Annotated in this window: 20 protein-coding genes; 11 read left to right on the top strand and 9 right to left on the bottom strand. The window is 68.2% G+C overall.

Translation table 11 applies throughout. The features are described from left to right. Positions 1-50 precede the first annotated feature (50 nt). Together E1261_RS27130 and E1261_RS27135 are read right to left on the bottom strand one after the other, a co-directional pair. Positions 51-788: a MerR family transcriptional regulator gene (locus E1261_RS27130; protein ID WP_202875060.1), complete on the bottom strand. Its 738-nt coding sequence runs from the start codon at positions 786-788 to the stop codon at positions 51-53. Positions 789-822: 34 nt separating this feature from the next. After that, positions 823-1,458 (bottom strand): ArsR/SmtB family transcription factor, encoded by a 636-nt coding sequence (locus E1261_RS27135; RefSeq protein ID WP_165952672.1) that lies wholly within the window; start codon positions 1,456-1,458, stop codon positions 823-825. Between the two features lie 84 nt (positions 1,459-1,542). Between E1261_RS27135 and E1261_RS27140 the strand changes: the two genes are divergently transcribed. The 8 genes from E1261_RS27140 to E1261_RS27175 all read left to right on the top strand — a co-directional run bounded on the left by E1261_RS27140 (position 1,543) and on the right by E1261_RS27175 (position 10,633). Beyond that, on the top strand, positions 1,543-2,754 hold the full coding sequence (locus tag E1261_RS27140; RefSeq protein WP_132411335.1) for an aminopeptidase: 1,212 nt from the start codon (positions 1,543-1,545) through the stop codon (positions 2,752-2,754). A gap of 158 nt (positions 2,755-2,912) precedes the next feature. Beyond that, positions 2,913-3,410, top strand: a complete 498-nt coding sequence (locus E1261_RS27145; RefSeq protein WP_132411337.1) for a GNAT family N-acetyltransferase — start codon at positions 2,913-2,915, stop codon at positions 3,408-3,410. Positions 3,411-3,510: 100 nt separating this feature from the next. After that, positions 3,511-5,133: an ABC transporter substrate-binding protein gene (locus tag E1261_RS27150; RefSeq protein ID WP_238176448.1), complete on the top strand. Its 1,623-nt coding sequence runs from the start codon at positions 3,511-3,513 to the stop codon at positions 5,131-5,133. Beyond that, complete coding sequence (locus E1261_RS27155; RefSeq protein WP_132411341.1) at positions 5,130-6,083, top strand: ABC transporter permease; 954 nt, start codon at positions 5,130-5,132, stop codon at positions 6,081-6,083. Before E1261_RS27150 ends, E1261_RS27155 begins: the two co-directional genes overlap by 4 nt. Beyond that, entirely contained in the window at positions 6,080-6,946 is an 867-nt protein-coding gene (locus tag E1261_RS27160) for an ABC transporter permease (protein WP_132411343.1), read from the top strand. The genes E1261_RS27155 and E1261_RS27160 overlap by 4 nt, the downstream gene beginning before the upstream one ends. Continuing rightward, positions 6,943-7,911 (top strand): ABC transporter ATP-binding protein, encoded by a 969-nt coding sequence (locus E1261_RS27165; protein WP_132411345.1) that lies wholly within the window; start codon positions 6,943-6,945, stop codon positions 7,909-7,911. The genes E1261_RS27160 and E1261_RS27165 overlap by 4 nt, the downstream gene beginning before the upstream one ends. Then, the gene (locus tag E1261_RS27170; RefSeq protein ID WP_202875064.1) at positions 7,908-8,885 is read left to right on the top strand and encodes an ABC transporter ATP-binding protein; all 978 of its coding nucleotides are present in this window, start codon (positions 7,908-7,910) and stop codon (positions 8,883-8,885) included. The genes E1261_RS27165 and E1261_RS27170 overlap by 4 nt, the downstream gene beginning before the upstream one ends. Further along, positions 8,882-10,633, top strand: coding sequence for a gamma-glutamyltransferase family protein (locus tag E1261_RS27175; RefSeq protein ID WP_132411349.1), 1,752 nt, complete (start codon positions 8,882-8,884; stop codon positions 10,631-10,633). Before E1261_RS27170 ends, E1261_RS27175 begins: the two co-directional genes overlap by 4 nt. A gap of 118 nt (positions 10,634-10,751) precedes the next feature. Here E1261_RS27175 and E1261_RS27180 read toward each other — a convergent pair whose 3' ends face one another. Beyond that, positions 10,752-11,468 carry a GntR family transcriptional regulator gene (locus E1261_RS27180; protein WP_165952673.1) on the bottom strand — a complete coding sequence of 239 codons (717 nt, stop codon included), beginning with the start codon at positions 11,466-11,468 and terminating at the stop codon, positions 10,752-10,754. Between the two features lie 90 nt (positions 11,469-11,558). Here E1261_RS27180 and E1261_RS27185 point away from each other — a divergent pair, with 90 nt between their 5' ends. Next, positions 11,559-12,473, top strand: a complete 915-nt coding sequence (locus E1261_RS27185; protein WP_132411354.1) for a GNAT family N-acetyltransferase — start codon at positions 11,559-11,561, stop codon at positions 12,471-12,473. Here E1261_RS27185 and E1261_RS27190 read toward each other — a convergent pair. Together E1261_RS27190 and E1261_RS27195 are read right to left on the bottom strand one after the other, a co-directional pair. Continuing rightward, positions 12,418-12,837, bottom strand: coding sequence for a TrmH family RNA methyltransferase (locus E1261_RS27190; RefSeq protein ID WP_238176449.1), 420 nt, complete (start codon positions 12,835-12,837; stop codon positions 12,418-12,420). The genes E1261_RS27185 and E1261_RS27190 overlap by 56 nt on opposite strands. Positions 12,838-13,049: 212 nt before the next feature. Further along, positions 13,050-14,831: a M1 family metallopeptidase gene (locus tag E1261_RS27195; protein WP_132411358.1), complete on the bottom strand. Its 1,782-nt coding sequence runs from the start codon at positions 14,829-14,831 to the stop codon at positions 13,050-13,052. 165 nt (positions 14,832-14,996) lie between these two features. Between E1261_RS27195 and E1261_RS27200 the strand changes: the two genes are divergently transcribed. Beyond that, positions 14,997-16,553 carry an adenylate/guanylate cyclase domain-containing protein gene (locus E1261_RS27200; RefSeq protein WP_132411360.1) on the top strand — a complete coding sequence of 519 codons (1,557 nt, stop codon included), beginning with the start codon at positions 14,997-14,999 and terminating at the stop codon, positions 16,551-16,553. Here E1261_RS27200 and E1261_RS27205 read toward each other — a convergent pair. Genes E1261_RS27205 through E1261_RS27215 form a run of 3 tightly spaced genes read right to left on the bottom strand, consistent with a single transcriptional unit; the run spans position 16,510 to position 18,800 of the window. Next, positions 16,510-17,253: a MerR family transcriptional regulator gene (locus tag E1261_RS27205; RefSeq protein ID WP_132411362.1), complete on the bottom strand. Its 744-nt coding sequence runs from the start codon at positions 17,251-17,253 to the stop codon at positions 16,510-16,512. The genes E1261_RS27200 and E1261_RS27205 overlap by 44 nt on opposite strands. 2 nt (positions 17,254-17,255) lie before the next feature. Beyond that, a complete protein-coding gene (locus tag E1261_RS27210; protein ID WP_132411364.1) occupies positions 17,256-17,987 on the bottom strand; it encodes an SDR family oxidoreductase in 732 nt (243 codons plus the stop codon). 9 nt (positions 17,988-17,996) lie between these two features. Then, positions 17,997-18,800, bottom strand: a complete 804-nt coding sequence (locus tag E1261_RS27215; protein ID WP_132411366.1) for a GNAT family N-acetyltransferase — start codon at positions 18,798-18,800, stop codon at positions 17,997-17,999. A gap of 88 nt (positions 18,801-18,888) precedes the next feature. Between E1261_RS27215 and E1261_RS27220 the strand changes: the two genes are divergently transcribed. Continuing rightward, a complete protein-coding gene (locus E1261_RS27220) occupies positions 18,889-19,692 on the top strand; it encodes an ArsR/SmtB family transcription factor (protein WP_238176450.1) in 804 nt (267 codons plus the stop codon). On the opposite strand, the gene E1261_RS27225 is transcribed toward E1261_RS27220, so the two are convergent. Then, a partial coding sequence (locus E1261_RS27225; RefSeq protein ID WP_132411368.1) for a RecQ family ATP-dependent DNA helicase occupies positions 19,693-21,767 on the bottom strand: 2,075 nt, incomplete at its 5' end.

Raw genomic sequence — 21,767 nt, forward strand, 5'->3', positions numbered from 1 at the left:
GCCCCGCCCCGACTGCCCCGGTTCGACGGACAGGGGCAATCCCAGGTCGGTCAGGCCTGGTAGAGCCAGATCCAGTTGTTGCTCGGGTCCTTCACCGCTGAGCAGCGCGGCATTCCTTCGGCGTCGCGTGGTGCGACCACTTCGGTTGCGCCGGCGTTCAGCACGCGGGTGTGGTCGGCGTCGAGGTCGTCCACGAGCAGGCCGAAGGTGGTTGGCCCGGGCCGATCGGTGTCGTCGGGATCGTCGAGCAGGTGCAGCATGAAGAATCCGGCGTCCCCGTAGGTTCCGAACATGAAGGACGAGTAGTCGCCGTCGTGGGTACGCCGGGTGACGTCGTACTGGAAGCCGAATGCCTTCTCGTAGAAGGCGATCGCCGTGGGCAGGTCGTCCACTGCGATCTTGAGTTGGACTGGACGGGCGCCGGTCTTGGCAGTAGGCATGTTGAGTCCTTTCGTGGTGAAGCGGTCAAGGTCGCCGAGCTGGTCCGTCAGCAGGTCACGCCGTCGTTCGAGGCGAGACCGATGCTGTTCGAGCACGTCGCGGACGGCGTCCTCGTCGGTCGTGGCGAGCACGCTGCGGAGCTCCTCGACCGGCAGATCCACCCATCGCAGGGCACGGATCAACCGTGCCAGGCGAACCTGGTCGCGGCGGTAGCGCCGGTACCCCGATATCGGGTCGACGTCGGCCGGAGTTAGCAGGCCGACGTCGTCGTAGTGCCGCAACGCATGAATCGACAAGCCACTCAGCCGTGCGAAGTGACCGATCGGAACCAACTCGTCGTTTCTCACACAAACCACTGTCCAATCTCGGGTAACCCGAGAGTCAACTGCCGGCCGCCGACCAGCCATTGCCGGGGTCGGTGACGGCGTACCAGCCTAGGAGCAGGTGGACGGGGATGCCGTCGGGGGAATCGTCTTGCAGGGCGTCGAACTCGGCGTGGAGGTCGACCAGGCGGCGGCGAAATTCGGCGGCGCGGGCGGGGCTCACCCTGGTGACCATGCCGCGGCTGACGACCAGGCCGAGCGGGGTCTCCGCCGCAGAGCCGACCGGCACCCGGCCTGCGGTGAGGTTCGAGAGGAGCTCGGTGCGGAACTCGCTGAACAGGGCCGTGAGGGTGTCCGCGAACTCGGTCGACCCATCGTTGGTGACCAGGTCGCGGCTGATGGTGAAGTCCAGTTGGGCGGTTCGGTAGCGCTGCTCCTGGATGCCGGAGACCAGCCGGGTCTCGGCCACGTCGATCAGGCCGGCCGACTCGAGTTGTTTGAGGTGGCGATAGAGCTTCGTCTGCGGTTCGCGGAGTGCCGCCGCGATCTCCTTGGCCGACAGCACGGGCGGCGCCGAGCGGTCGCCGGTCATCAGGAGCCGCAAGATCGCCACCCGCGTCGGGTCTGACAGGGCACGCATCGTCTCGACATCGGTGATCACCCGCACCGAACGCGGCTCGTCGGGACTCTGCATCACCGGCTCCTCAAAGTGGCTTGTGTGATATTCACCCATCTGTCAATGTTCACCCTATCGTGAATGGCTGACCAAGGGGCTGGGATGAAAGACGAACTGCTGGAGCGATTCGCCGACCTGGTCGTGCGGGTCGGCGTGAACGTGCAGCCGGGGCAGGGCGTGGTGATCAATGCCGACCTAGCCCAGGCCGAGGTGGCACGGGTGGTGGTCGAGCGCGCCTATGCGGCCGGGGCGAGCTGGGTCGACGTGCAGTGGTCCGACGCCATCACCCGCCGATCCGACCTTCTGCACAGCGACCTGACGACGCTGACGGCCGACCGCCCGTGGGCGTTGGAACGCACGCGCGCTTGGACCGACGAAGGCATCGCGTGGATCACCCTCGTCGGCACGACGGATCCGAACCTGTACGCCGGGATCGACCCCGCGCGGGTTGCCGCCGTACGGGCGCGGGAGCGGATCGCCAGCCAGCAGGCGGTGATGAGCGGGCGGTGGCGGTGGACGGTTGTGGCCGCGCCGAACGCTGGCTGGGCCACCCAGGTGTTCGGCGAGCCTGATGTCGACCGGCTCTGGGATGTCGTTGCCCGGGCGATGCGTCTCGACGAGGCCGATCCGGTCCGTGCGTGGCGGGAGCGATCAAGCGCCCTCGCAGCGAGGTGTGCTGCGCTGGACGCGTTGCAGATCAGCGAACTCCGGTACGTCGGCGAGGGCACCGACCTCACTGTCGGATTGCTTGACGGCTGTCGGTGGACCGGGGGTTCGGTGGTCGATCCGGCCGGTGTCACGTACCTGCCGAACATCCCGACCGAGGAGGTCTTCACCAGTCCCGACCGGACTCGCGCGGACGGCGTGGTCCGGCTGACCAGGCCGGTGGTGATCGCCGGGCAACTCGTGGAGGGGCTGGTGCTCACCTTCGCGGGCGGCAGGATCACGGATGTCGAGGCCACCAGCGGGGTGGAGTTGGTGCGGGCTCAGCTCGATACCGATCCGGGTGCACGCAGTCTGGGTGAGGTGGCGCTGGTCGACCAGGAGTCGCGGGTGGCGCAGGCGAATGTTGTCTTCCACAACACCTTGTTCGATGAGAACGCCGGCAGCCACATCGCCTGGGGGCAGAGCTTCCCGTTCGCTCTCGACGGCGGTACCGAGCTCACCGCTGATGAGCGTTACGCGCGTGGGCTGAACAACTCGTCCGTCCACACCGACGTCGTACTGGGTGGCGAGGGTCTGACTGTCACCGCGACGACGCCGACCGGTTCGGTCGACCTGCTGAAGGCCGACACCTGGCAGCTGGACTGCTGACGAAAATCCCTGGCAACGGCCGCTAGCCAGCAGCTAGGGTCGGGCCAACTTCGGAGATCGAGGAGGTGGGTTGATGACCGCGCGAACCGGCGCTGTCGCGTGCTGCGACGGCCAGACGGTCACTCAACTCACCCCTTCTCTCTGAGAGGTACTCTCCGTTGTCCATTTCTTGGAACACCCGTGTCGCCACGTCTGCCGACGAACAGGTACTGCGCGACATCACCCGGGAAGCATTCGGCCGGCAGTACGAGGTCGACTATCTCGATGCGCTGCGCAACGAACCCAAGGCCTGGCTTCCCGATCTGGCCTGCGTGGCGACTGCTGATGAGCGGCCGATCGCCTACGCATTGTTGACGCTCGCCGACGTCGGATCCACGCCCGTGCTCTCGCTCGGACCGGTGGCGGTCATGCCGGAACACCAGCGGCAAGGGGCCGGTGACGCCGCGGTACGGGCGGTGCTCGCGCTCGGTCTGGAGCGTGCTGAACCGGCGGTGGTGGTGCTGGGGCATGACACGTACTACCCGCGGTTCGGGTTCCGGCAGGCGACCGAGTTCGGGATCCGGCATCCGCAGTACGACGGGCCGAATCTGATGGCGCTCGCGCTCGGTGATCGCGCCGTACCGGCCGGGCCGTTGTCGTATCCCGTCGAAGGCTGACGAGAACCGGAAAAGGTTCGAAAGAAACTCGCCCAATCCCTTGCGCAGGCAGCTTGTATACATGAAACAGTCGGGGAACCGCCTACGCAGGGAGCATGTGGTGACTCCTCGACTCGTTTTCGTGACCGCCGTTCTGCTCGTCGCGGCCGGCTGCTCTCCGGTGCAGCCGGCCGCCGACGGGCCGACGGCTTCGGACAGCCAGAGCGATGTCTTCGGCGAGCCCGCCGATCCGGCGCAGGTGAAGGCCGGCGGGACGCTGACGGTCGCGTTGTCCGCGGATCCCGACAAGCTCGATCCGACGCTGTCGCGCAGCCTGTACTCGCGGTACGTCTTCCACACGATGTGCGAGAAGCTGTACGACCTCGGTCCGGATGCGAAGGTCGTCCCGCAGCTGGCGACCGCGCTGCCGACGATCGCGCCGGACGGGCTCAGCCTGACCATCCCGCTCCGTCAGGGCGTGAAGTTCGCCGACGGCGGCACCTTCGATTCGGCGGCCGTGAAGACGACGATCGAGCGTCATCTGACGTTGGCGGGTTCGGCACGCAAGAGCGAGCTCGGCCCGATCAGCGCGGTCGAGACACCCGATCCGAACACTGTTCTGATCAAGCTGTCCAAGCCGTTCGCCCCACTGACCGCTGCGCTGGCCGATCGGGCCGGCATGGTGCTCAGCCCGGCCGCGGTCAGCAAGCTCGGCGCGAACTTCTCCGGCGCGCCGGTCTGTGTCGGCCCGTTCAAGTTCGCTAATCGGGTCGCGCAGAACTCGATCAAGGTCGTCAAGGATCCGCAGTACTACGACGCTGCCAAGGTGCACCTGGATGCGATCGAGTACCGGATCATCACCGATTCGAGTATCCGCTCGGCCAATCTGAAGGCCGGTGACGCACAGGTCGCGGACTCGCTCTCCAGCCAGGACGCACCCTCGCTGCAGAAGGACAGCACGATCAGCGTGCTGCAGTCGCAGTCCCTCGGCTACCAGGGCGTGACGATCAACATCGCCAATGCGAACGGCGTCGGCAATCCACTCAAGCAGCTCGATACCCCGATCGCGAAGGATCCGCGCGTCCGGCAGGCACTTGATCTGTCGATCGACCGCGCGGCGCTGGTGAAGTCGATCTTCAACGGGCTCAACACCGTCGCGTGTTCGCCGGTCTCACCGAAGAGCGAGTTCACTTCCGAGGCGGCCCAGGTGTGCCCGGCGCACGACCCGGCCAAGGCGAAGGAACTGCTCGCCGCGGCCGGCGTGAGTACGCCATACAAGGTCTCGATGATCACGTCGAACAACCCCGACAGTCTGCGGCTCGCGCAGGCTCTGCAGGCGATGGTGAAGGACGGTGGATTCGAGCTGGTGATCAAGCCGGTCGAGTACGCCTCGCTGCTCGATCAGCAGGATCGCGGTGACTTCGAGATCCTGCAGCTCGGGTGGTCCGGCCGGGTCGATCCGGACGCGAACATCTTCAACTTCGTCGGTACGACGGGCAGCCAGAACGTCGCCGGTTACAGCAGCCCCGAGCTCGACAAGCTGCTCACCGACGCGCGCCAGTCGACCGACAAGGCGCAACGGATCAAGCTGTACGGCGACGTCGTCAAGAAGCTGCAGCAGGACGAACCGCTGATCTACCTCTACCGGCAACGCAACCTGACCGGCGTCTCGAAGAAGCTGCTCGGCGTGCAGACCTACCCGGACGGGGTGATCCGGACCGCCTTCGCGGGGTTCGCCAAGTGAGCCGCTATCTCCTCCACCGGCTGTGGCAGTCGGCAGTGACGTTGATCCTGGCAACGATCGTGGTGTTCGCCGGGGTCCGCGCGCTGCCGGGTGATCCGGCGCTCGCGTTGGCCGGTGAGGATCGGGATCCGGAGTCGCTGCGGGCGATCCGCGAGCAGTACGGGCTGGACGATTCGTGGCTCGTGCAGTTCTGGCAGTTCGTGAGTCATGCGGCGCGTGGTGATCTCGGACAGTCGATCCGGACTGGTGAGCCGGTCAACGGGATGATCGCCGGTGCGTTACCGGTGACGATCGAGCTGTCGGTGCTGGCGATTCTCGTGGCCGGTGTGATCGGCGTCGGCGCTGGCGTGATTGCCGCCGTACGGCGTGGTCGTCCGGCCGAGTGGGCTGCGAACGCGCTCGCTCTGCTCGGGCTGTCGGTGCCGAACTTCTGGCTCGGGCTGATGGCGATCCTCTACCTGTCCGTTGCCCTCGGCCTCTTTCCGGCGTCCGGCTTCGTGCCGTTCTTCACCAACCCGGTGGCCAATCTCCATCACCTCGTCCTGCCGGCGATGATCCTCGGTACCGGTCTGGCCGCGGTGATCATGCGGCAGACCCGGTCCTCGATGCTGGATGCGTTGTCCGCTGACTACATCCGGACCGCGGAGGCCAAGGGGCTGTCCCCGCGCGCGGTGATCGGCCGGCATGCACTGCGGAACAGCCTGATCGTGGTCGTCACGATCGTTGGTCTGCAGCTCGGTGCGCTGATCTCGGGTGCGGTGGTGACCGAGCGGATCTTCGCGCTGCCGGGGTTCGGGAAGCTGACGGTCGATGCCGTGTTCCAGCGCGACTACCCGGTGATCCAGGCGGTCGTGCTGGTGACGGCGACGGCGTACATCGTGATCAATCTGCTCGTCGACCTGCTGTACTCCGTCATCGATCCGCGCATCCGGGTGCGGGGTGAGTCATGACGACAGTCGCCGTACCGATCCGCACCAATCGACGGAAGATCGCCCGCCGGATCCTGCGCAACCCGCTCGCGATCACCGGCCTCGTGGTGCTCGTGCTCGCGATCGTCCTGGCCGTCTTCGCCAACGTGCTCGCGCCCCACGAACCGACACAGACCCAACTGGACCAAGCCTTCGCACCACCCGGTACGGCGGGGCATCTGCTCGGGACCGATGATCTCGGCCGGGACGTGCTCTCGCGGATCATGTTCGGACTGCGGGCGTCGCTGCATGTCGGGCTGCTCGCGGTCGCGACCTCGCTGGTGATCGGCGTACCGCTCGGGTTGATGGCTGGGTACTTCCGCGCGATCGACGCACTGATCTCGCGGCTGACCGACCTGGTGCTGGCGTTCCCGTTCCTGATCCTCGCAGTCGGGCTGGCCGCGATCCGCGGCGCGAGTCTGGGCAACGCGGCGATCGCGATCGGGATCGCGCAGATTCCTGGGGTGATCCGGATCGTCCGGTCGGAGACGTTGCGGCTGAAGTCGCTGGACTTCGTGGCGGCGGCGATCGTCGAGGGCGCGAGTGATGCCTGGGTACTCGGGCGGCACATCCTGCCGAACGCTGCGTCGGTGATCATCGTCCAGGCGACGGTTGCGATTCCGGCCGCGATCCTGGGTGAGGCGGTGCTGTCGTTCCTCGGGCTGGGGATCCAACCGCCCGCGCCGAGCCTGGGCACGATGTTGTCCGATGCGCAGCAGTTCGCCGCGCGGGCGCCGTGGGCGGCGGTGATGCCGGGGCTGGCGATCATGCTGCTGACGCTGGCGTTCAACATCGTCGGCGACAGCCTGCGCGATGCCCTCGACCCGAAGGCGAGTCGCCGATGAGCAGCGTGCTGGAGGTCCGCGATCTGTCCGTCTCCTTCCGCACGGAAGACGGCTCACTGTCGGCGGTCGACCGGGTTTCGCTCGAGGTCGGCGCGTCCGAGGTGCTCGCGATCGTGGGTGAGTCCGGGTGCGGGAAGAGTGTGACGGCGATGAGTCTGGCCGGGCTGCTCCCCCGGTCGGCGCGGGTCGACGGTTCGGTCCGGCTCGACGGGGTTGAGCTGATCGGCGCCGACAAGCGCACGCTGCGGTCGATCCGGGGCCGCGAGATCGCGTACATCTTCCAGGAGCCGATGACGTCGCTGAACCCCGTCTTCACGGTCGGCTCTCAGATCGGCGAGGTGCTCCGCACGCACCTGGGGGCCAGTCGGCAGGCGGCCCGCGCGAGGTCGATCGAACTGCTGAAGCTGGTCGGGATCCCATCGGCCGAGCGGCGGGTCGACGACTATCCGCATCAGCTGTCGGGCGGGATGCGTCAGCGCGTGATGATTGCCATGGCGGTCGCCTGCGATCCGAAGGTGCTGATCGCCGACGAGCCGACCACCGCGCTCGACGTGACGATCCAGGCGGGCATCCTCGACGTACTGCGGGGTCTACGCGAGCGGCTCGGGACGAGCATCGTGCTGATCACGCACGACCTCGGCGTGGTGGCCGATCTCGCGGATCGGGTCGCGGTCATGTACGCCGGTCGCGTCGTCGAGACGGCCGAGGTCCACGAACTGTTCGCGCACCCGCAGCATCCGTACACGACCGGTCTGCTGGGCGCCTCCCCCGCCGCTGGCCGGCACGCGGACACGCACCGGCTGGATGAGATCCCGGGGCTGGTGCCGACGCTGTCCGTACAACCGGACGCCTGCACCTTCGCTGACCGCTGCGGCCAAGCAGTCGACACCTGTACGACGTCTCAGCCGCAACTGACGCGCAGTGACCACGGACTGGCATGCTGGAACCCAGTGGGGGTGTCATGAATGCACTAGAGGTCGAGGACCTCGTCATGCACTTCGGTCCGGTCCGTGCGGTCGATGGGGTGACGCTGCGGATCCGTGAAGGCGCTGTCGTCGCACTGGTCGGTGAGAGCGGCTCTGGGAAGTCCACTGTCGGCCGCTGCATCGTCAGACTGCTCGAGCCGACCGGTGGCACGGTCAGACTCGCAGGTGCCGACATCACACACCTCAATCGGCGCCAACTGCGCGAGCATCGGCGGGATGTCTCCATCGTGTTCCAGGACCCAGCGGGGTCGCTGGACCCACGGCTGTCGGTCGGAGACATCGTTGGCGAGCCACTGCGGCTGATGCGGCGGAAAGACATCGCAGGGCAGGTCTCTGAGTCGCTGCGGCGAGTCGGGCTGCGCCCTGAGGTCGCCCAGCGCGCACCGCATGAGCTGTCGGGTGGGCAGCGCCAGCGGGTCAGCATCGCCCGGGCGCTCATCTCGAAGCCACGGCTGCTGGTGGCGGACGAGCCGACGAGTGCACTTGATGTTTCCGTCCAGGCCGCCGTACTGAATCTGCTGGCTGACCTGCAGCGGGATCTCGGGTTCGCTTGCTTGTTCATCACGCATGACCTGTCGGCGGTTGAGTACCTCGCTGATGAGGTCGCGGTGATGTATCTGGGTCAGCTGGTCGAGCAGGGGCCGCGCGCACGCATCTTCGGTACGCCGGCGCATCCGTACACCCAGGCGTTGTTGTCGGCCGCGCCCGTGCCGGATCCGGTGGCGCAGCGGGAGCGTAAGCCGGTGTTGCTGGGCGATGACCTGCCGTCGGCGATCGATCCGCCGGATGGCTGCCGGTTCCATACCCGGTGTCCGGTGGCGGTCGATCGGTGCCGGACGATTGTGCCGGAGGCTCGCGTGATCGGATCCGGTGGGCACCAGGTGGCTTGTCATCTGGTCGCCGACGACGGAACCGGACCCGACGTACGAACAGCAGAAGGAGTGGCTCGATGACGTTCACCACCCGACCGACGTTGCGCGGCACGTTCGGCATGGTCTCGTCGACGCACTGGCTCGCGTCGCAGTCGGCGATGCGGATGCTGGAGCTCGGCGGGAACGCGTTCGACGCGGCAGCGACCGCGGGGTTCGTGCTGCATGTGGTGGAACCGCATCTGAACGGACCTGGTGGCGAGGTACCGGCGATCGTGGCGACCGCGGAGGACCCGACGCCACGGGTGCTGTGTGGTCAGGGCGTTGCGCCAGCCGGGGCGACCATTGAGCACTACCGGTCGCTGGGGCTCGATCTGGTACCGGGATCAGGACCGCTGGCCGCGACTGTGCCGGGTGCGGTCGACGCGTGGTTGCTCCTGCTGCGGGATCACGGCACGCTGCCGCTGCGCGTCGTACTGGAACCGGCCATCGACTATGCGCGCAACGGGCATCCGTTGGTACCGCGGGTGACCGACACGGTGGCGACGGTGCAGGACCTGTTCAAGGAGCACTGGCCGACGTCGGCGGCACTATGGCTGCAGGACGGCCCGCCGACCGGGATGTTCCGGAACGAGGCGTACGCCGCGACGCTGGAACGGCTCGTGGTCGAGGGTGAGACGGCCGGGGCGGATCGGGTCGAGCAGGTCGAGCAGGCGCGGAAGGCCTGGCGGGAAGGGTTCGTCGCCGAGGCCATCGACGGGTTCTCGCGGTTGCCGCATCGCGATTCGAGCGGCTCGGACCACGCTGGGCTGATCACCGGCGATGACCTGGCCGCGTTCTCGGCGAGCTGGGAAGACGCGACCACGCTCGACTGGAACGGGCACACGGTGGCGAAGACCGGCGCCTGGGGGCAAGGACCCGCGCTGCTGCAGTCCCTCGCCGTACTGGCTGAACTCGGTGACGTCGACCTGGCCAGCGCCGAGGGCGTGCACACGACAGTCGAGGTGATGAAGCTGTCGTATGCGGACCGCGAGGCCTGGTACGGCGATGTCGACGTACCGCTGAAGTCGTTGCTCTCCCCCGGGTACGCCGCTGAGCGGGCGCGACTGGTTGGCTCCGAGGCGACGTTCGAGCTGCGGCCGGGGTCGCCTGACGGGCGCGCGCCGCGACTGCAATCGCTTGCTGCGGGCAACCATCAGACGGATGCGAGTGTCGGGGAGCCGACGGTTGCGCGCGATGGGGTCACGCGCGGCGACACGTGTCATGTGGATGTGGTGGATCGCTGGGGCAACATCATTTCGGCGACGCCGAGCGGTGGCTGGTTGCAGTCGTCGCCGACGATTCCCGAGCTGGGGTTCTGCCTCGGCAGCCGGGCGCAGATGTTCTGGCTGGAGGAAGGGCTGCCGGCGTCGCTTGCTCCGGGCAAGCGTCCGCGGACGACACTGACGCCGACCCTTGTACTGCGGGACGGTCGGCCGGTCGTAGCCTGTGGTTCGCCTGGTGGGGATCAGCAGGATCAGTGGCAACTGCTGTTCCTGTTGCGGCATCTGGGTGGCGGGATGGACCTGCAGGAGGCGATCGACGCGCCGGCCTGGCACACGACCGGGTTCCCGTCGTCGTTCTACCCGCGGGAGAACGAGCCCGGTGGGCTGGTGCTGGAGAGCCGGCTGGGCGCCGCGATCCGGGACGACCTGGTACGACGCGGGCACGTGGTGACCGAGTCCGATCCGTGGAGCCTCGGCCGGCTGTGCGCCGTACGCCGAGACCCCGACGGTCTCCTCTCCGCCGCCGCCAACCCCCGCGGCATGCAGGGCTACGCCGTCGGCCGCTGACCGACACTCGATCACGCGCCGGCCCCTCCCACGCCCGAGTCACGGGTCGCGCATTTGACCGGATATCCGTTCAAGTGGACCCTTCTCTGCCCGATTTTTGAGGGGAGAAGGGGCACATTCAGGGGTTATCCGCTGAAATTTCCTGGGCGGGCAGCGGGGTGCCGGTGGGGCGGTGGCCGAGGGCGGCTCGGGAGGCGGCTTCTACGTGGAGGCGGGCTGCGGTGGTGGCTGCGGGGGCGTCGCCGGCGGCGATGGCGTCGACTAGGCGGACGTGTTCTTCGGAGGAGTGTGGGGCGCGTTGGGCGGCGCCTACGCGGAAGACCCAGTGGACGTGGTGATACATCGCGGCCGAGATCGAGTGCAGCCAGCGGTTGCCGCTGACCTCGATCACGGCGCGGTGGAAGTCGCTGTTCAGCTCGGCGACGCGACCGAAGTCCTGCGCCTCGGTGGCGGTCCGGGCGTCGTCGCACAGCTGGCGCAGCCGCGCGATGTCCTCCTGGCTGGCACGCTCGGCGGCCAGGCCGGCGGCGAGCGTCTCGAGCTGCTCGCGGACCGAGAACAGATCGCGGACCGCGGTCTCGTCGAGGGTGGCAACGACGGCACCGCGCCGGGGCAGGATCTGGACGAAGCCCTCGGCCTCGACCACCCGCAGCGCCTCGCGAACCGGGTTGCGGGAGACTCCGAAGTCGTCGGCCAGCCGCGTCTCGGTCAGGCGCTCGCCCTGCGCGTAGTCGCCGTCGACGATCCGCCGCCGCAGCTCCGCCAGCACCTGCTCGCGTAGTGCGATGTGGTCGGCCCCGATCGTCCGGATCGCGTCCGCAGTCAGCTCTGTCACCCCGTGCTCCTCACCCCGGTCAGCTTCGCAGCACCGTAGCCCATTCGGAGTGCCAGAGCACGTGGCCCACTCGGCGGCTATGGTGCCGGTTTGACCATCAAACTGACTCCCCTGACCGATCCGGACTTCCGGCCGTTCAGCCGCCGGATCGCCTGGCTCGCCTCCGACGCCGCCGGCCACCCGGTCGGTTCCGCGTTCCTCCGGCTGCACAGCCGCGAGTCGATGGCGCATCTGGCCGAACTCGAGATCACCGTGCACCCGGCCGAACGCCGCCGCGGTGTCGGCAGCCAGCTCCTGTACGCCGCTCTCGCCGCTGCCCGCGATCAGAACGCCCGGATGGTCGTGGCGGACGTTGGGGCGAACCAGCCGCCGTACGAGTTCCTCGTGCACCACGGGTTCACGGTTGGGGTGACGCTGATCTTCGCCCGGCTCGACCTCGCGGCCGACGTACCGGCAGTGGACCCGCCTGCCGGCTACCGCGTGGTGACGTGGCAGGGCGTCGTACCGGATGAGCTGCTGCACAGTTTCACCGACGCCCGGCGCGGGATGGACGATGCGCCGACCGGCGCGATCGACTACGGGACTGACCGGTGGGATGCGGCTCGGACCCGGCAGGCCGCTGAGCTGATTGCGCAGCGGGGCGAGCACCTGATGACGGTGGCGGTGGTTGAGGAGGCCAGCGGGGAGGTGGTCGCGTTCACCGAACTCGTCGTACCGGGTGATGGGAAGGGCGATGCCCAGAACTACGGCACCGCCGTCCTGCCCGCTCACCGCGGCCGCGGCCTGGCCCGGTGTCTCAAGTCCGAGCAGATCCGCTGGGTGCGGACTGCCTTCCCCGACCTGGGCGGTCTGCTGACCGACACCGTCGACACCAACGTCGCCATGCGCCACCTCAACGCCGCCCTCGGCTATGTCCCCACCCACACCGTCCACCGCTGCCTGCTCGACCTCACATCAGCCCAGCCAGCCGATACAGCACCAGCGAGCCCGCAACCGCAACATTGAGACTCGAGCCGGTCCCGACCATCGGTATCTCCACCACGACATCCAGCTGATCCACGGCCTCAGGTGGAATGCCAGTCCGCTCATGCCCCAGTACGGCGATCGTCCGGTTCCGCGCGGACTTCAGATCCCCGAGCCGCACCGACTCGTCGGCCAGCTCGACCCCGACCACCGTCGTCTCGGGCCGGCTCTTCTGATCGATCAGCCAGCGCACCGGGTCATGCCCGGTCCAGTGCACACACGACCGCGTCCGCAACGTGTTGCCCCGGGCAAGCGCCTCCGGCACCCACGGCAACCGCGGCACCGCCAGACACGCACCGACCGCATCACACGTCCGCAGCAGCGTGCCCAGATTTGCCTCGTGCATCGGCCACAGCACCGCAACCACCAAGTGGTCCCAGCACCCATGAGCCCGCCGCCGACGCTGCCCCCGCAACTCCCTCGGGCTCCGCACCCGAATCCCGCTCATCCCTCAGCGGGAGCAACCCTCCCGCAACCACAATTGATCATCAGCAAGACGCTTAGCGGCGCGCCCGGGCCATCGACGTACAACAGGACTGCATCAGGCTACCGGACAGCTCACTGGCCGAGGATTTTTTGGACTGCGGCGGTGGTGATGGGGTGGTAGCCGGGGCGGGCCTTGGCGAAGACTTCGGAGGCGAAGGCTCGGTCGCTGCCGGCCAGGGCTCGGTAGACGGGGAGGACGAGCTTCATCCGGCCGACCTCGGTGAGGAAGGCGGCCAGCTCGGCGTAGGCGGGTTCGTAGCTGCTGGCGGCGACGATCTGGTACCAGCGGCGGGCGATCTCGCCGTTGGCGGTGCCAGTGAGGCCGAAGGCTCGGTCGAGTTGCTGGAGCTGGTTGGGGCTGAGCATGTCGGGGGCAGCGTCGAGGAAGCGGAGCCACTCCTGGGTGGTCCAGTTCTCGGCGCCGGCCGGGAGCTCACCGGAGGCGAACCACTGGGTGCGGGCCTCGTCGACGATCTGGAAGCGGGCGGAGACGGCACGCTCCGCGAAGGCGGGGATGCCGGGCTGCTCGAGCCACGCGGACAGCTCGGCGTCGGTGACGACCCCGGGGTGCGCGTCGAGCAGGTGCTTCTCCAGGTGGCCGACGAAGTCGTCGGAGTTGATGCTGCGGAAGGCGAACCGGTCGAAGTACCCGCGGATGAACGCATCGAACACGTCCCGCGAGAACCGCTCCTCCAGCCACGCCAGGAACCAGGTGCCCTTGAGCGGCCCGAGCGCCGTGGTGCCGTGATACTCGGAGCGGTGGTTCAGCCCAGGCAGCTCAACCGCGAGCTCGGCCGGGGTGAGCGGATCGAGTTTCACCACGGTGGCGTGCTGCTTGATCGCCGTCTCCATCACCGCGAACTCGGTCCCGTAGACCGCCTCGACGATCCGGTTCTCGACGTACGCGGTGAAGCCCTCGTTCAGCCAGATGTCGTCCCAGCTGTCCTGGGTGACCAGGTTGCCGGACCAGCTGTGCGCGAGTTCGTGCGCGACGACGCTGACCAGCGACTTGTCGCCGATCACGACGGTCGGGGTCGCGAACGTCATCCGCGGGTTCTCCATCCCGCCGTACGGGAAGGACGGCGGGAGCACGAGGATGTCGTAGCGGCCCCAGCGGTACGGGCCGAAGAGTGCCTCGGTGACCCTCATCATCTCTTCGGTGTCGGCGAACTCCTGCGCCGCCCGGCCGGCCATCGCCGGCTCGGCCCAGACGCCGGAGCGCTCACCGAGCGGCTCGAAGACGAGATCACCGGCAGCGATCGCCAGCAGGTACGACGGGATCGGCTCAGGCATCACCACGTCGTACGAGCCGGTACGGCGGGAGGTGGTGCCGTTGTCGGCGCTCATCAGCACCATCAGCTCGGGCGGCGCGGTCACATGCGCGGAGTAACTGAACCGCACTCCGGGAGTGTCCTGCACCGGCACCCAGCTACGCGCGTGGATCGCCTGCGACTGGCTGAACATGAACGGCATCACGCCACCGGCCGTCATCGACGGCTCCAGCCACTGCAGCCCGGTCGCGGTCGGCGCCGTCCGGTAGCTGACCCGGATCCGCTCCTGGCGCGCGGTCCGGATCGTCAGCGCGGACCCCAGCTCCTTGTCCGGCACCGCGAGGCTGTACTCGAGCGGCTCCCAGCCGTCGGCCGTTTCGGTGTCGACGGTCTGGCCCTCGACCGCGAGCACGGTCAGGTCACGCGTGTCCAGGATCAGGCGGTCACTCGACCCGGTCCAGTCCAGCGTGTGCGTGGCGGTGCCGGTGAGCACCTTCGCGGTGAAATCCAGCTCGAGGTCGAGCTCGAGATGGGTGGTCCGAACCAGCAGCGGTTCGGCGTAAGAGTGGCGATCGTGCGTCACGGAGTGCTCCCGAATGAGTGCGTCCGGGGAACATTACCCACAGCGGCGGTGTCTCAGGCGGCCGATCTGAGCCACCAGCACCACCGTGCCAAATACCCGGTGTCATCCCCGCTCAACGGCGGGGCCTGTTGCATCAACCTGCAACGACCGGCGCAAACTGTGATCATGACATCGCACGGTGATGCCGAGCTGGTCCTGAAACGGCGGCCGTTCGGATCCTGGCTGCTCGGACCGGCCGACCAGAGCAACCGGATGCTGCGGCTCCGGCTCCGGGTGCTGATGACAACGTTCTCGATCGGCACCAACCTGATCGGCGCGGCCGTGGTCTATGCGCTGGCCGTCTTCGTCCTGCCCGGTCCCGCGCTGAACGACGAGCTGCTGCGGTTCGAGGCGATCTTCGTGCCGTCGTACTTCCTGGTCGCCGTACTGATCGGTTGCGCGTGGAGCACGCGGTCGACGGTACGGCGTACCGCCTGGGTGGACGAGGATCGTCCGGCCACGCGGAAGGAGCAGATCGCCACCCTCCGGCTGCCGCTGCGCCTGACCCTGATCGAGGTCCTGCTGTGGATGATCGCCGTCGTCGGGTTCACCGCGGCCACGCTCGTGCTGCAGCCGGAGAACGCGCTGCGGGTCGCAGTGACGATCTTCGACGGCATGATCGTGACCTGTGCGGTTTCGTATCTGCTGACCGAGTTCGCGCTCCGCCCGGTCGCGGCGAAGGCGCTGGCCGACTCCGCTCCCCCGCGCCGGCTGCTTGCCTTCGGCCTCAAAGCGCGCACGGTGGTCTTCTGGGCGGCCGGCTCGGCCACGCCCATCGCCGGGCTGATGCTGGCCGCGATCCTCGCACTGATCGACGGTCAGGTCTCCGCCACCCGGCTCTCGGTGATGATCCTTGCCCTCGGCCTCATCGCCCTCGGCATGGGCTGGCTGCTGATCCTGTTGTCGGCCAAGTCCGTGGTCGCCCCGGTCCGATCGGTGCGGGATGCGCTGACGCTGATCGGCGAGGGCGAGCTGAACATCCGGATCCCCGTCTTCGACGGGACCGAGCTCGGCTCGCTGCAGGCCGGGTTCAACCGGATGGCCGCCGGCCTGCGCGAGCGGGAGCGGATCCGTGACATCTTCGGCCGGTACGTCGGCCCTGAGGTGGTCCGGGAAGCCTTGACCAGTGACCAGTTGGGTGGCGAAGAGCGGTTCGTGGCCGTGTTGTTCGTCGACCTGGTCGGCTCCACGAAACTTGCGGCGAACCGGCCGCCGACCGAGGTGGTCCAGTTGCTGAATCGCTTCTTCGCGATCGTCGTCGACGAGGTGGTGCGTGAGGGCGGGTTCGTGAACAAGTTCGCCGGTGACGCCTCGCTGGCGATCTTCGGGGCACCGGCCGAGCTGATCGATCCGGCCGGGGCAGCGCTGCGGGCTGGGCGAGCACTCAGCCGCCGGCTGACCGAAGAGTTGCCGGAGGCAACGGCCGGGATCGGGGTGACGGCCGGGATCGTGGTGGCCGGAACGGTCGGCGACGTACGGCGGCTCGAGTACACGGTGATCGGTGATCCGGTGAACGAGGCGGCCCGGTTGAGCGAGCTGGCCAAGAACATTCCGGAGCGGTTGATCGCGTCGATGTCGACGGTCGACTCGGCGGGGCCGACCGAGGGTACGCATTGGCGCCCCGGGGATCGGGTGACGGTCAGAGGGCGGTCGGAACCGACCCAGCTCGCCGTTCCGCAGTAGCGCGCTTCTCCTCGACCAACTGGTGGAGCAGACCAGCGCCGTACAGCATCGCTTTGGTGATGCGGTCGTGTGCGGCCCGTCGTTCGGCGATCGCGTCCCGCAGGGCCTCGGTGCTGCCGGTCTGGCGGAGGCCGTCGAGGACGGGCCGGATCTGGTCGAACGAGTAGCGGCCCTGGCGGAGCATGTGGATGATGCGGGCGTCGCGGATCTGCTCAGGCTCGTACCGGCGGTACTTCGTGATCCGCTCACGGGTCGGCAGCAGCAGACCGGCCGCCTCCCAGACACGCAGGGCAGACGTCCGGACGCCGAGGCGATGAGCCAATTCGCCAACCAGCAAGGCCGGGCCGGTCGGCGCCGGTTCGTCCCGGAACTCGGCCGCTGCCGCACCGAGCGCTTCGCTGGCCGCGTCGGTCGCGAGGCGCTGTTCGTAGAGCCCGGCATGTGCTTGGTCGACCAGCCGGTACGCCGATTCCTCGTCGTCCGCATGGACCGCCTGCATGATGTGGCGCGCGGTCTCGGCGCCGAACCCCGGGGCCAGTGCGCGATACGTGAGCAGCGCGGACACGTGTTCCTCGCCGTACTGGCGATAGCCGCTGTCCGTGCGGGGAGCCGGCGGCAGGATCCCGTCTGCCTCGTAGTTGCGGATCAGCTGGGTCGACACGCCCGCCCGCCGCGCCAGATCGACCGGCCGGAGTCCCATCGTCAGCGGCCGCCCGAGACGTCGAGGGTGGTGCCGGTCATGTACGACGACCGGTCCGAGGCGAGGAAGGTGATCAGCTCGGCCACCTCCTCGGGCCTACCAGGTCTGCCGAGGGGCGGCGTCGTACCGAGACGGTCCAGCCGGCCTGGCTCGTGGATGTCGGTCTCGATCAGTCCGGGGCGGACGCCGAGCACGCGGATACCTTCCTTGGCCACCTCGTTCGCGAGGCCGATGGTGAGGGCGTCGACGGCCGCCTTGCTGGCCGCGTAGTCGACGTACTCCCCCGCCGACCCGAGCACGGCCGCGCGTGACGACACGTTGACGATCACGCCGCCATCGCCGCCGTACTTGGTGGACATCCGGCGCACCGCGGCACCGGCGACCAGGAACGCGCTGATCGCGTTGATCCGGAACACGTTCTCGAGCCGCGCCGCGTCGTACTCGTCGACGCGACCGGACGGCGAGATGACGCCGGCGTTGTTGATCAGGGCACCGATCGGGCCGAGTCCGTCGGTGACGGCGTCGAAGAGGCGCTCGATCTCTTCGGGCTCGGCGACATCAGCCTGTACGGCGATCGCGCGGCGACCCAGGTCCTCGACCGCCTTGACCACCTTGGCCGCCTCGTCGTCCCTCGACCGGTAGCCGATAGCTACATCCCAGCCGTCGGCAGCCAATGCGACCGCTGCCGCTGCGCCGATTCCCCGGCTCCCACCTGTCACCAACACGACCGTCATGGGACCACCTTAGGAGGAAGGCGGGATCGAGATCCCCAACTGGGTCTCCGAGTCGCTGAAACCGAGTGCGCGATAGATCCGGATCGCCAGGTAGTCCGGGTCAGCGACCATCACCAGCGTCTTCGCGCCGCCCTCGGTCAGCCCGTACGTCGACGCGTGGTGCACGAGTGTGCTCGCGATGCCCTGGTTGCGGTCGTCCGGATGTGTTTGCACGGTCTGGAACCTGGCCAGGCCGGCACCGTCGAACATCAGTCCGAGGGACGCCTGCAACCGGTCGCCGTCAAACGCGCCGAACCACTGCCCGTGCCCCGCCTCGACCCGAACCCGATCGGCCAGCTGTCGGCGGTGGGTGTACTCGACGTACGAGTCGTCGACCGTCATGGTCGCGTTCGCGAGGGTCAGCGCCTCGAGCTGCGCCCAGTCATCATCGGTCGCGATTAAGCGGTACGTCGAAGTCGTGTTCGGCCGCGCCGGCGCGATGACCGTGTTGGCGGCCATCACCGTGCTGAAGTCCACGGTGGCTTTTCGCGCGACCAGCTCTTCCTTGACGCCGTCGACCCCGAGTACGCCGTCGGTGCTGTCGACGCCGATCGCCACGTGATCCGCCTCCGGAAACTCCTTGCGGAACTCGTCCAGGCGCCGCTGCACGTCACCCGGCCCGAACGGCGTTCGGTAGAGGAGGTAGTTGCCCCACCAGAAGGTCGGGTTGGCGGGTGTCCGGACGACGACGTACTCGCCCTTGTCGTGCAGCTCGGTGCCGCCGAGGCCGAGCAGGAACAGGTCGGTGCGATAGCCGAGGCTCGTGAATTCCACCCCTCCATCCTCGGGGCAGCGTCAACGGGATTCCTTGACAGGCAGCCGTGTGGCTGCCTATGTTGGACAGGCAGCCAGAAGGCTGCCTATGGAACGGAGCGGGATGGACGACGAGGTGTTCCGGGCGCTGGCCGACCCCAGCCGGCGGCAGCTGCTGGACGCGCTCAACGCGCAGAACGGGCAGACGCTGCGCGAGCTGTGCGCCGGGCTGTCGATGGCGCGGCAGTCGGTCAGCAAACACCTCGCGGTGCTGGAGGCCGCGAACCTCGTCAGCACGGTCCGGCGCGGGCGGGAGAAACACCACTACCTGAACGCCGAGCCGATCAACGCCATCGCCGACCGCTGGATCAATCGGTACGACCGCCGGCGGGCGCAACTGTTCGCCGACCTCAAGACGGCTCTGGAGGCCGAAACCATGAGTGACAACGACTTCGTCTACACGACCTACATCAAGACCACGCCCGAGCGGCTGTGGCGCGCGCTCACCGAGCCCGAGTTCACCACGCAGTACTGGGGACAACACTTCGAGACGGATTGGCAGCCAGGCTCGGACATGGTGTGGAAGATGGGCAAAGCGACGATGGCAGGTCCCGGGCAGACCGTGCTCGAGCACGACCCCTACACCCGACTCGCCTACACGTGGCATCACGTGACACCCGAGTGGGCCGCCGAGGCCGGGATCGACGACGCCCTCTTCCAGCGGATCAGCACCGAGCCGTTGTCGAAGGTCGCGTTCGACCTCGAGCCGGTCGACGGTCAGGTCAAGCTGACCGTCACCCACACCGGCTTCGAGCCTGGCAGCACCATTCGGGAAATGATCAGCGAAGGCTGGCCTGCCCTCCTCGCCGACCTCAAGTCCTTCGTCGAAACCACCCCGGCCCTCGTCAGCTGATCACGGGCGTTTGTGCAGCAGCAGTGGCAGTACGGCGCCCGCTCCGGCCTCACGTAGTTTGGCGGCGGCGACGGTGACTGGCCATTGGGATGAGCTGGCGTCGACCAGGAGCAGGACCGTCCTGCCCGCGACGGTCTGGGCTGTTGCGGGATCGACCTGGAGGCCGTCGCGCCAGACTCGGGCTTCGTCGGCTGAGGAGAGGTCGTCGGTGTAGCCGGAGCGATCGACGGTCAGGTCGGCACGGTCCAAGCGGCCGACTGTCGCGATCCGGTCTGCGACTGCGCCCATCACCGCGGTGTGGCCGGCGGCGGCGAGTGGTACGACGACCTCGGGCCGGCTGGACCACGTGCTGCGCCAGCGGGACAGAGCTGCGACCGCACCCGCCTGCAGGGCTTCGATCGCATCGGCGGGCGGCTCACCTCCCGCGAACGCTGCGGCGAGGACCTCGCGCCACTCCGGAGCATCGGCGTAGATGAGCGAACGGCCGGGGTCGGCCATCAGGTTCGCGGGGATCTTGCCGCGTGGGCCGAACGAGCCACCCGGCCACATCTTCCGCGGTTCGAGGACGTGCACCTCACCGCGGAGCAGACCGGTGACAGTCGCGACCGTGTCAGCATCAGGCGCAGCCGACAGCGGGGCAGGCAGTGCGCCGAGGCAGACCGAACACCGGCCACACGGCTCGGCGGATGCATCGTCCAGCGACTCCTGCAGTAGTTGCATCAGGCAACGTTCGCCGCGAGTGTAGGCCCGCATGATGTCGGCCTCGCGCCGCCGTACCGCAACGATGCCGTCGTAGTGCGCCGCATCGAACGTCCAGTCCTTGCCGGTCCGGATCCACCCACGTTCGAGCCGCTCGGTGACCCCGTCGACCGCGAGCTGCTTGAGCATCAGCTCGACCCGCGTCCGGCGCAGGCCCGTCTCGGCCTCGAGCGCCGGGACACTCGCCGGCTGATCCGGGCCGTACGCCTGCATGGCGTGCAGCAGCCGATTCACGTTCTCCGGCACAGGGATGGTTGCCGTCGCGAAGTAGTCCCAGATCCCGGAGTCCGCATCAGAAGGCAGCAGGGCAACGATGGCGTGGTCGATGCCACGGCCGGCGCGACCGACCTGCTGGTAGTACGACACCGGCGACGGCGGCGACCCGACATGCACGACGAACCCCAGATCAGGCTTGTCATACCCCATCCCGAGCGCGGACGTCGCGATCAGTGCCTTCAGCCGGTTCTCGCGGAGTGCGTCCTCGAGGCTCTCCCGCTCCCCCGCCTCCAAACCACCCGTGTACGCCGCCACCGGTACGTCGCGACCGTGGATCTCCTGGATCGTCGCGGCCAGCCGCTGCGCATCAGCAACCGTCAACGCGTACACGATGCCCGAGCCCGGAAGCTTCGGCAGATGATCGACCACCCACGCGAACCGCTGCAACGGCGACAACCGATCAACCACAGCAAGCTGCAAACTCGACCGAGCCAACGGCCCCCGCAGTACAAGCGTTGACTCACCCAACTGGTGCGCGACGTCGTCGGTGACTCGCTCATTCGCCGTGGCTGTGGTGGCGAGGACCGGCGTCTTCGGATTCAGGTGCTGCAACACGTCGGACACCCGGCGGTAGTCCGGCCGGAAGTCATGCCCCCAGTCGGAGACGGCGTGCGCCTCGTCGATCACCAGCAGACCGACCTCACCCGCCAAACTGTCCAGCACCCGGCGGCCGAAGCCCGGGTTGGCCAGCCGCTCAGGAGAAACCAGCAGCACGTCGATCGCTCCGGAGCGCAGATCCTGCTCGATGGCCGACCACTCGTCGACGTTGTTCGAGTTCAGCGTCGCCGCCCGCAATCCCGCCCGGCCGGCCGCGGCCACCTGATCCCGCATCAACGACAACAACGGCGAAACCACCAGCGTCGGCCCAGCACCCTCAGCCCGGCGAATCGCGGTAGCCGCCCAGTACACCGCCGACTTCCCCCACCCCGTCGCCTGCACCACCAGAACCCGGGCCGCCGGCTCACACAACGCCGCAACCGCCGTCTCCTGATCCCCCCGCAACCGCGCGCTCTCCCCCGCGATCGCCTGGATCACCCCAC

The organism is Kribbella albertanoniae, assembly GCF_004348455.1.
Taxonomy (GTDB): Bacteria; Actinomycetota; Actinomycetes; order Propionibacteriales; family Kribbellaceae; genus Kribbella; species Kribbella albertanoniae.

Coding starts and splice junctions, on each gene's coding strand:
- E1261_RS27135 (WP_165952672.1), bottom strand. CDS start 1,458: ATGCAGAGTCCCGACGAGCCGCGTTCGGTGCGGGTGATCACCGATGTC.
- E1261_RS27140 (WP_132411335.1), top strand. CDS start 1,543: ATGAAAGACGAACTGCTGGAGCGATTCGCCGACCTGGTCGTGCGGGTC.
- E1261_RS27160 (WP_132411343.1), top strand. CDS start 6,080: ATGACGACAGTCGCCGTACCGATCCGCACCAATCGACGGAAGATCGCC.
- E1261_RS27165 (WP_132411345.1), top strand. CDS start 6,943: ATGAGCAGCGTGCTGGAGGTCCGCGATCTGTCCGTCTCCTTCCGCACG.
- E1261_RS27170 (WP_202875064.1), top strand. CDS start 7,908: ATGAATGCACTAGAGGTCGAGGACCTCGTCATGCACTTCGGTCCGGTC.
- E1261_RS27175 (WP_132411349.1), top strand. CDS start 8,882: ATGACGTTCACCACCCGACCGACGTTGCGCGGCACGTTCGGCATGGTC.
- E1261_RS27190 (WP_238176449.1), bottom strand. CDS start 12,837: ATGCACGAGGCAAATCTGGGCACGCTGCTGCGGACGTGTGATGCGGTC.
- E1261_RS27200 (WP_132411360.1), top strand. CDS start 14,997: ATGACATCGCACGGTGATGCCGAGCTGGTCCTGAAACGGCGGCCGTTC.
- E1261_RS27205 (WP_132411362.1), bottom strand. CDS start 17,253: ATGGGACTCCGGCCGGTCGATCTGGCGCGGCGGGCGGGCGTGTCGACC.
- E1261_RS27210 (WP_132411364.1), bottom strand. CDS start 17,987: ATGACGGTCGTGTTGGTGACAGGTGGGAGCCGGGGAATCGGCGCAGCG.
- E1261_RS27220 (WP_238176450.1), top strand. CDS start 18,889: ATGGAACGGAGCGGGATGGACGACGAGGTGTTCCGGGCGCTGGCCGAC.